Source organism: Micromonospora sp. WMMD737, assembly GCF_049179055.1.
Taxonomy (GTDB): Bacteria; Actinomycetota; Actinomycetes; order Mycobacteriales; family Micromonosporaceae; genus Micromonospora; species Micromonospora reichwaldensis.
This window is the reverse complement of the sequence record NZ_JBMHMH010000001.1, coordinates 361,685-372,403: the sequence shown is the minus strand read 5'-3', so window position 1 is coordinate 372,403 and position 10,719 is coordinate 361,685. Positions and strand designations below refer to the sequence as shown.

At 77.1% G+C, this 10,719-nt stretch carries 1 protein-coding gene; it reads right to left on the bottom strand.

Annotation, left to right across the window (positions count from 1 at the left end):
• Positions 1–7: 7 nt before the first annotated feature.
• The gene (locus tag ACN27A_RS01200) at positions 8–10,159 is read right to left on the bottom strand and encodes a type I polyketide synthase (RefSeq protein WP_421449096.1); all 10,152 of its coding nucleotides are present in this window, start codon (positions 10,157–10,159) and stop codon (positions 8–10) included.
• Positions 10,160–10,719: the final 560 nt, after the last annotated feature.

Below are 10,719 nucleotides of genomic sequence, written 5' to 3'. Positions count from 1 at the left end.
TGCCGGATCAGGCCGAGCCGAACTCTTCGTCCAGCAGGCTGAAGATCTCCTCGGCGGAGGCCGACTCGAGGCTGGTGCCCTCGTCGGCGGCGGAGTCCGCACCGGACTCGGTGTAGGTCCACAGGGAGAGCAGTTCACGCAGCCGGGCGCCGACGGCGGCCCGGTCGGTGTCGGCGGAGGCCACCGCCCGCATGGCGTGCTCCAGCTTGTTCAGCTCGCCGAGCACCGTCAGCGCGGAGGTGCTCCGCTCCGCGAGCAGCGCGCCCCGCAGGTACTCGACCAGCGCGGCCGTGGTCGGCCGGTCGTAGATCAGCGTGGACGGCAGCCGCAGGCCGGTGGCCGCGTTGAGCCGGTTGCGGAACTCGACGGCGGTCAGCGAGTCGAAGCCCAGCTCGACGAAGCCGCGCTCGACGTCGATCGAGCGGATCGACGCGTAGCCGAGGACCGCGGCGGCGTGGGTGCGGACCAGGTCGGAGAGCACCTGGTCGCGGTCGGCCTCCGCCGTGGCGGCGAGGGTCTCCCGCAGCGCCTCGGCCGGATCGCGTTCGGCCGCCCGTACCGCGCCGGTCGTCGCCGGCCGGACCAGCGACCGCAGCACCGGCGGCACCGCCGCCGGCCCGTGCCGGCCGATCAGGGCCAGGTCCAGGTTGACCGGTACGACCACCGGCTCGGCGAAGCGCAGCGCCTCGCTGAACAGGTCCATGCCCTCGTCGGCGCCGAGCGGGACGAAGCCGCCCCGGTTCATCCGGGCCTCGTCGACGTGCCCGGTCTGGCCGTCGCCGGTGTCGTTGACCCACGGTCCCCAGGCCAGCGAGAGCGCCGGGAGTCCCCGGTCGCGCCGGTGCTGGGCGAGGGCGTCGAGGAAGCAGTTCGCCGCCGCGTGGTTGGCCTGCCCGGGGCCGCCGAAGAGGCCGGCCGCCGAGGAGAAGAGCACGAACGCGGCCAGGTCCAGCTTCTCGGTCAGCTCGTGCAGGTGCCAGGCCGCGTCGACCTTGGGGCGCAGCACGGTGTCGAAGCGGTCCGGGGTGAGCGCGGGCAGGACGCCGTCGTCGAGCACCCCGGCCGCGTGCACCACGCCGGTCAGCGGCAGGTCGGCGGGGATCTGGTCGACCAGCAGGGCGAGCGCGTCGCGGTCGGTGACGTCGCAGCCGACCACCCGGGCGGTGGCGCCCAGTCCGGCCAGCTCGTCGACCAGCGCGGTGACGCCCGGGGCGTCCGCCCCGCTGCGGCTGACCAGCAGCAGGTGCCGTACGTCGTGCCGGGTCACGAGCCGCCGCGCCACGAGCCGCCCGAGCAGGCCGGTCGCCCCTGTCACCAGGACGGTGCCGGCGGCCAGGTCGGGGCCGGACGCCTCGGCCGGGGGCGGGCCGAGCCGGGTCAGCCGGGGCACCCGGAGCTGGCCGGCGCGTACCGCGAGCTGGGGTTCGCCGGTGGCCAGGGCCGCCGGCAGCAGCGCGGCGGCCGGGGCGTCGTCGTCGACGTCGAGGAGCACGATCCGGTCGGGGTTCTCCGACTGCGCGGAACGCAGCAGGCCCCAGGCGGTGGCGGCCGGCACGTCGGCGATCCGCTCGTCCGGGTCGACGCGGACCGCGCCGCGGGTGACCACCACCAGCCGGGAAGCGGTGAGTGCCTCCTCGGCGAGCCACTGCTGGGCCAGCGCGAGCATGCGGTGGGCGACGCGGTGCGCCTGGGCGGCCGGGTGCGGCTCGTCGACGGCCGGTCCGGCGCAGGTCACCAGCACCGCGTCGGGCACCGGTCCGCCCGCGCGCACCTCGGCGACCAGCGCGGAGAGGTCCTGGTGCCGGTCGGCGCCGGGCCAGTCGTCGCCGAGGGCGACGAGCCGGGACGTGCCGTCGGCGCGGCCGGTGGCGGGGGCGACCCAGTCGAGGCGGTGCAGGGACCGACTGGCCGACCGGCGGGCGGCGCTGAGCTGCTCGCCGGAGATGGGTCGCAGGACCAGACCGTCGACGGAGGCGACCGGGGTGGCGCCGGTGTCGGTGATGGTCAGGGCCACGGATGAGGCGTCGGTGGCGCGCAGCCGGATCCGCAGCTCGCGGGCGCGGGTGGGCCGGATGGTCACGCCCGACCAGGTGAACGGCAGGCCCGGGCGGATGTCGGGGCCGCCCTCGGTGCCCGACGCGCCACCGGCGGGGTCGCCGGCCGTGGCGTCGGTGGCGCCTGCCGTGGCGCTGGCGCCGATGGCGTGCAGCGCCGCGTCCATCAGGGCCGGGTGCACCGAGAAGGCCGTGGTGTCGGTGGACGCGTCGGCGTCCAGGGCGACCTCGGCGAGGATGTCCGGGCCCGACCGCCAGGCGGCGCGCAGCGCCCGGAAGACCGGGCCGTAGTGGTAGCCCTGGGCGGCGAGCCGGGCGTAGAGCCCGTCGAGGGCGATCGGCTCGGCGTCGGCGGGCGGCCACACGGCGGCCGGAGCGGGCTCCGGGTCGACGGTGTCGGCGAGCTGGCCGGAGGCGTGCCGCTGCCAGGCGCGGGAACCGTCGGGTCCGGTGTCGTCGTCGCGCCGGGTGTGGATGGCGACGGGCCGGTGCCCGGTCTCGTCCGGCGGGCCGACACGGACCCGCAGGTCGATCCCGCCCTCGGTGGGGATCGCCAGCGGCGCCTCCAGGTTCAGCTCGGCGACGGTCGCCGTGCCGGCCTGCCGGCCGGTCCAGGACGCCAGCTCCACCAGCGCCGTGCCGGGCAGCAGCACCGTGCCCAGCACGGCGTGGTCGGCCAGCCAGGGGTGGGTGGCGAGGGTGATCCGGCCGGTGAACAGCAGGCCCTCGTCGCCGGGCAGGTCGGCCACCGCGCTGAGCAGCGGGTGGTCGACCACGTCGAGGCCCACGGCGGGCAGCACCGAGCGGTGGGCGCCGGTGCGCTCCAGCCAGTAGCGGTTCCGGTCGAAGGCGTACGTGGGCAGGTCGACGGGCTCGGCCTCGGGCAGCAGCCGGCGGTGTTCCACCGCCAGACCGAGGGTGTGCGCGGTGGCGAGGCCGGTCAGCAGCCGGGTGGCGGCGTCGGCCGACCCGGCGAGGGTGCCCAGGACGTGGCCGGTGACGCCGGTCGCGTCGAGGACGGCGGCGACCCGGTCGGTCAGCGCCGGCTCCGGCGAGACCTCCACGAAGGTCACGTGTCCGGCGTCGACGGCGGCGCGCAGGGCGGCGTCGAGCCGCTCCGGCCCCCCGGCGACATCGGCCGGGCGGTCGGCGCCGGAGGCGGTCGGCGCCGCTCCGAGCCCGGCCGGGTCGGCACCGGGGCCGGCCACGCCGGCCCAGTGGTCGGCGCCGAGGCGGGCCGAATCGGCCCAGTCGCCCGTGAGCGTGGAGGCCAGCCGGGCGGTCCCGGGCTGCGGCGCGATCCCCGCCAGGCCGGCGCGGAGGCCGTCGGGGTCCAGCTCGCCGGCGGCGGCCCGGGCCCGCAGCGCCACCGTCCGGGCGGCGTCGGACAGGGACAGCAGGTCCGCCACGTGGGCGGCCACGACCTCGCCGTCGCCGTCACCGACGACCGCGGCCGGGGTGAGCCCGGCGTGCCGCCAGACGGCGGCGAGCGCCACCCCGACGGCGAATCGCACGGGCCGGGCCAGCTCCGGCCGCTCGCCCCAGGAGGCGTCCGTGCCGGTCAGCAGGGCGGCCGGGTCGACGTCGACCCAGGGGGCGAGGGCCTGCCGGCACTCGGCGAGGGCGTCGTCGAAGACCGGGCAGCGGCCCACGAGTCCGGCCGCCGCGCCCGCCGGGGCGGTGCCCGGGAAGACGAACACCGGGCCGGCGCCGTGGTTGGCGACGGTGCCGGTCAGCACGTTGCCGGCCGGGGTGCCGGCGGCGAGCGCGTCCAGGCCGGCCAGCAGCTCGCCGGGGGTCGCGCCGAGCACCGCGGCACGCCTGTCGAACGCCGAGCGGGTCGCGGCGAGGGACCAGCCGACCGCCGCCGGGGCGAGGCCGGGGTGGGCCCGCAGGTGCCGGCCCAGCCGGGACGCCTGCGCGGCCAGCGCCGAGGTCGAGCGGGCCGAGACCGGCCACACCACCACGTCGGCGGCGACCAGCCCGGCGGCGCGTTCCCGCACCTCCGCACCGGCGGCCGGCGGCGTCGGGGCGTCGGCCGCCCCGGCATCGGCGGGCGCGTCGGTGGGCAGCTCGACGACCACGTGGGCGTTGGTGCCGGAGATGCCGAACGAGGAGACCGCCGCGCGGCGGGGCCGGTCGACCGCCGGCCACGGCCGGGACCGGGTCACCAGCTCCACGTCGCCGGCCGACCAGTCGATGTGCGGCGACGGCTCGTCCACGTGCAGCGTCGCCGGTACGGTGCCCTCCCGCATGGCCAGCACCATCTTGATCACGCCGGCCACGCCGGCGGCGGCCTGCGCGTGGCCCATGTTCGACTTGACCGAGCCCAGCAGCAGCGGGCCCGCGTCGCCCCGGTCCTGCCCGTACGTCGCCAGCAGGGCCTGCGCCTCGATCGGGTCGCCGAGGACGGTGCCGGTGCCGTGCGCCTCGACGACGTCCACGTCGGTGACCGCCAGCCGGGCGCTGGCGAGCGCCTGCCGGATCACCCGCTGCTGGGAGGGGCCGTTGGGGGCGGTCAGGCCGTTCGACGCGCCGTCGGAGTTCACGGCGGAGCCGCGTACGACGGCGAGGATACGCCGGCCCTGCCGCCGGGCGTCGGAGAGCCGCTGCACGAGCAGCATGCCGACGCCCTCGGACCAGCCGGTGCCGTCCGCCGTGGCGGCGAAGGACTTGCACCGCCCGTCGGAGGCGAGGCCGCCCTGGCGGGAGAACTCCTGGAACGCCGTGGGGGTGGCCATCACGGCCACGCCGCCGGCCAGCGCCAGGTCGCACTCGCCGCGCCGCAGCGCCGCCCCGGCGAGGTGCAGCGCCACCAGCGACGAGGAGCAGGCGGTGTCGACGGTGACGGCGGGTCCCTCCAGCCCGAGGGCGTACGCGACCCGGCCGGAGATCACGCTGTGCGCGGCGCCGGTCATCAGGTAGCCCTCGACGCCCTCGGGGACCTCGGTCAGCCCGGTGCCGTAGCCGGAGGTGGAGGCGCCCACGAAGACGCCCGTACGGGTGCCGCGCAGTGTCGCCGGGTCCACCCCGGCCCGCTCCAGCGCCTCCCAGGACGTCTCGAGGGCGAGCCGCTGCTGCGGGTCCATGGCGAGGGCCTCGCGCGGCGAGATCTCGAAGAAGGCAGGGTCGAAGTCCGCCACGTCGTAGAGGAAGCCGCCCGCCGGGGGGTGCGTCCCCTCCGCCGGCTCGGGGATCTCCCAGCCCCGGTCGGTGGGGAACGGCGAGATGGCGTCCACCCCGTCGGCGACCAGCCGCCAGAACGCCTCCGGCCCGTCGACGCCGCCCGGGTAGCGGCAGGCCATCCCGACGATCGCGACGGGCTCGTCGGCGTCGACGACGACGGTCTGCGGGGCGGCCGCCGGGGCGGCGCCGGAGACCAGCTCGCGCAGGTGCGCGGCCAGCTCGGCGGGGGTGGGGTAGTCGAAGACCAGCGTGGTGGGCAGCCGCAGGCCGGTGGCCGCGTTCAGCCGTCCCCGGAAGTCCACGGCGGTCAGCGAGTCGAAGCCGAGGTCCTTGAACGGGCGTCCGCGCAGCTCGTCGGGCGTGGCGTGCCCGAGCACCGCCGCGGTCTGCTCGTTGACCAGCCGCAGCAGCTCCCGCTCCTGCTCCGCCGCCGGCAGCGCCGCGAGGTGGCGCAGCGGCGCGGCGACCCCGCCCGTGGGCGCGGCGGCCTCCTCCTCCTGCGCGACGAGCGCCCGCACCTGCGGCACGCCGCCCAGGAACGGGCTGGGCCGGGCCACGGTGAACGCGGGGTGGAACCGGCTCCAGTCGACGTCGGCGACGGTCACGCAGGGCGTGGGGCGGCGCAGCGCCCGGTCGAGGGCGACGAGCGCCTTCTCCGGGTCGATCGGCGGCAGGCCCATCCGGTTGAGCTGCTCGGTGGCCACGTTCTCGGCGGCCATGCCGTGTTCGCCGCCCCAGGCCGTCCAGGAGACGGCGGTGGCCGGCAGGCCCCGGTCGCGCCGGTTGACGGCCAGGGCGTCCAGCAGGGAGTTGCCGGCGCCGTAGGCGCACTGCCCGGCGCTGCCCCACACGCCGGAGATGGAGGAGAACATGACGAACGCGCCGAGGTCGCGCTCGGCGAGGCAGGCGTCGAGGTGCAGGGCGCCGAGCACCTTGCCCGCGACGACGTGGGAGAACTCGTCGAGGGTGGTGTCGGTCAGCGGGGTGAGCTGGTCGGTGCCGGCGGCGTGCACGACCGCGGTCAGGTCGGGCAGCGCGTCCACCAGCTCCGCCACGGAGCTCCGGTCGGTGACGTCGCAGGTGGCGACGGTGACCCGCCCGTCGGCACCGTACCGGTCGAGCAGGTCCGCCACGCCCGGGGCGGCGGTGCCCCGGCGGCTGGCCAGGACCACCCGCCCGGCGCCGCGGCCGAGCAGCCAGCGGGTGACGTGGCCGCCGAGGGCGCCGGTGCCGCCGGTGACCAGGACGGTGCCGGAGCACCAGTCGCCGGCGGGGGGCTCGTCCGCCGCGGGCGGGGCCGGGGTGAGCCGGCGGGCCCAGGTCCCGCCGGGCCGCACGGCCACCTGGTCCTCGCCGACGTGACCGGCCAGCACGGCGGCGAGCCGCCGGGCGGTGGCGTCGTCGACGCTGGCCGGCAGGTCGACCAGGCCGCCCCAGCGGTGCGGCTGCTCGACGGCCGCCGCGCGGCCGAGGCCCCAGACCTCGGTCTGCAACGGGTGCGCGACCCGGTCGCCCGGGGCCGCCGCGACCGCGCCGCTGGTGACGCACCACAGCGGCGCCACCAGGTCCAGGTCGGTCATCGCCTGGACCAGGGCGAGGGTGCTGGCCGCGGCGAGGGTCACGCCGGGGTGCTCGGCCAGCAGCCGGTCCTGGCCGGCGACCACGGCGAGCACGCCGTCGACCGGCCGGCCGTCGAGGAGGTCCCGCAGCCGGGCGGCGAGCGCCGCGCGGTCGAGGTCCGCCGCGCCGACGCGCAGCACCAGCGGCTCGTCGTCGCCGAAGAGCCCGGCCAGGCCGTCGGCCCACGCCGGCGCGTCGTCGGCCGGCAGCACGACCAGCCAGCGGCCCGCCGGGCCGTCGCGCTCCTCGACCGGCACGGGCTGCCAGGTCACCTGGTACGACCAGCCGTCCACCAGCGAGCGTTCCCGCCGGGAGCGACGCCAGGAGGTGAGTACGGGCAGGGCCGGCAGCAGCGCCCGGACCTGCTCGTCGTCGTCGCCCAGCTCGCCGCGCAGGGTGTCGGCGTCCGCCTGCTCCAGGGCGGTCCAGAACTCGTCGTCGCCGTCCGCCGCCACGGCGTCGGGGGCGGCGGGCGGCGGCTCGGGCCAGAAGCGCTGCCGGCGGAAGGCGTACGCGGGCAGGGGCACCCGCGTGGTGTCGGCGCCGGCGAACAGCTCCGCCCAGCCGACCTCGACCCCGCCGACGTGCAGCTCGGCGAGGGCGGTGAAAGCGGAGGCGGGCTCGGGGCGGTCACGGCGCAGCAGCGCCACGGCGGCGGCGGTGTCGTCGTCGGCGCCGGCGGCGGTCAGGACGTCGCGGGCCAGCGCGGTGAGCACGCCGCTGGGGCCGACCTCCAGGAACGTACGCACGCCCAGGGCGCGCAGCTGGTCGACGCCGTCGGCGAACCGGACGGCCTCCCGCACGTGCCGCACCCAGTACTCGGCGGTGCGGATCTCGTCGGGGTCGGCGACCGTGCCGGTCAGGTTCGACACGATCGGCAGCGTCGGCGGGTGCAGTTCCAGCCCGCGCACCACGGCGGCGAACTCGGCGAGCATGGGTTCCATCAGCGGGCTGTGGAAGGCGTGGCTGACGCGCAGCGGCCTGGTGCGTACGCCCTGGTCGGCCCAGCGGCGTTCGAGTTCCTCGACGGCGTCGGCCGCGCCGGAGACGACCACGGCGGTGGGCCCGTTGACGGCGGCCACGGCGACCCGGTCCTCGACGCCGGTCAGGGCGGCCCGGACGGCGTCGGCGGGGAGCTGGACGGCCAGCATCGCGCCGCCGGCCGGCAGGGCCTGCATCAGCCGGCCCCGGGCGGCGACGAGGGTGGCGGCGTCGGGCAGCGACAGCACGCCGGCCGCGTGCGCGGCGGAGAGCTCGCCGATCGAGTGGCCGAGCAGGACGTCCGGGACGATTCCCCAGCTCTGCAGGAGCCGGAACAGCGCGACCTCGACGGCGAACAGGCCGGCCTGGGTGTAGAGGGTCTGGTTGAGCAGCCCGGCGGCCTCGTCGCCCTCGGGCGCGAAGAGCACCGGGGTGAGCGGGCGGGGCAGGTGCCGGTCCAGCTCGGCGCAGACCTCGGCGAGCGCCCGGCCGAAGACGGGGAACGCGGCGGCCAGCTCGCGGCCCATGCCGCTGCGCTGCGCGCCCTGGCCGGAGAAGAGGAACGCGAGCTTGCCGCCGCGCGGGCCGGCGCCGGTGACCAGGCCCGGGGCGTCGCCGCCGGTGGCGAGCGCGCGCAGGCCGTCGGCCAGGGCGGCGCGGTCGGCGGCGAGCAGCACGGCCCGGTGCTCGAGGCTGGCCCGGGTACGCGCCGACGACCAGCCGACGTCGGTCAGCCGCAGCTCGGGGCGGCCGTCGAGCCAGTCGGCCCAGCGGGTCGCCTGCGCGGCCAGGGACTCGGCGTCGCGTGCGGAGACCAGCACCGGCACGAGGCCGGCCCCGTCGACGCAGGCGGTGTCGGCGGCGGCCGGCACGGCGACCGCGTCGGTCGCGGCTGCGGCGCCGTCCGGGGCGTCCACCGCGGCCGGGTCGGCGGCGGGCGCCTCCTCGATGATCACGTGGGCGTTGGTGCCGCTCATGCCGAAGGAGGAGATGCCCGCGCGGCGGGGCTGCTCCCCGGCGGGCCACGGCTGCGGCTCGGTCGCCAGCGACACCGCGCCGGCCGTCCAGTCCACGTTGGGGGTGGGCGCGTCGACGTGCAGCGTCGCCGGCACGGTCTCGTGCCGCAGCGCCATCACCATCTTGATCACCCCGGCCACGCCGGCGGCAGCCTGGGTGTGCCCGATGTTCGACTTGACCGAGCCGAGCCAGAGCGGCCGGTCCGGCTGCCGGCCCTGCCCGTACGTCGACAGCAGCGCCTGCGCCTCGATGGGGTCGCCGAGGGTGGTGCCGGTGCCGTGCGCCTCCACGACGTCGACCTGCTCGGGCGCGAGCCGGGCGCTGGCCAGCGCCTGGAGCACGACCCGCTGCTGGGACGGTCCGTTGGGGGCGGTCAGCCCGTTGCTCGCGCCGTCCTGGTTGACCGCGCTGCCGCGTACGACCGCGAGGACGGGGTGGCCGTTGCGCCGCGCGTCGGAGAGCCGCTCGACGAGCAGCAGGCCGACCCCCTCGCCCCAGGCGGTGCCGTCGGCGGCGGCGGCGAACGACTTGACCCGGCCGTCCATGGCCAGGCCCCGCTGGCGGCTGAAGCCGATGAAGGCGGACGGGGTGGACATGACGGTGGCCCCGCCGGCGAGCGCCAGGGTGCACTCCCCCTGCCGCAGCGCCTGACAGGCCAGGTGCAGGGCGACAAGCGACGACGAGCAGGCGGTGTCGACGGTGACGGCGGGGCCCTCGATGCCGAGCGCGTACGAGATCCGGCCGGACACGACGCTGGCGGCGGTGCCGGTGAGGATGTAGCCCTCGGTGCCGGGCGGCGGCTGCTGGAGCAGGCCGACGTAGTCCTGGCCGGTGGTGCTGGCGAACACCCCCACCTGGTGGCCGCGCAGCGCCGAGGGGTCGAGCCCGGCGTGCTCGAACGCCTCCCAGGCGGCCTCCAGCAGCAGCCGCTGCTGCGGGTCCATGGCGAGCGCCTCGCGCGGCGAGATGCCGAAGAACGCGGCGTCGAACTCGGTGGCGGAGTCGATGAAGCCGCCCTCGGCGACGTACGACGTGCCGGGGTGGTCGGGGTCCGGGTGGAACAGCCGCGCCAGGTCCCAGCCGCGGTCGGCGGGGAACGCGGAGAAGGCGTCGCGGCGGGAGTCGACGAGTTCCCACAGCTCCTCGGGCGAGCCCACCCCGCCCGGGAACCGGCAGGCCATGCCGACGATGGCGATCGGCTCCCGGTTGGCCGCCTCAAGCTCGCCGAGCTTCCTCCTGGTCTGGTGAAGGTCCGCCGTCACCCATTTCAGGTACTCCCGGAGCGTATCTTCAGTCGCCATTGACGCCACCTCTTCGGGCCGGAAAGAAACAGGCGACCCAATACCGTCCACAGACGCCACAAGCCGCGAAGATCTTAGCCCATTCAGCCGACCACGAATTGCCAGACAAAAAGCGTTTCAGCCCCCACCAGGTCTTACGCGCCGGACGAAAGGTAATTGTCGCCGGACGGCGGTCACAACCCCTAGCGTGCCCCTACGGGTGCCCCTAGCCCGTGTTTCGTTAGGGACCGCCGGGCGGGGAGGTTGGCCCAGCGTGGCGGTGATCGATAAGAGCGGCGCTCCGGCAGATCGGTTAGCCACCAAGCGAATCGACGGCCGACCGGGAGACCTGGCGCCAGGGTAGCGGCTGCGGGGCGGCACGGGGTGCACGACGCCCGGTGGGCGAGGCTGCGGTCGTCCGGCCTGCGGGTGTCGGGCCGAGGACGTCCGCCAGGTAGGACGAAACGGCAGATCGTCGGCGGGGTCCGGTGGGCCGCCTCGCCGGCCTCCGGCCCGCCGACCACCTCGATGCCGGCCAGGCGAGGTCCGGACCTGGCCGGGGCGGGATGCACCCGAGGTGT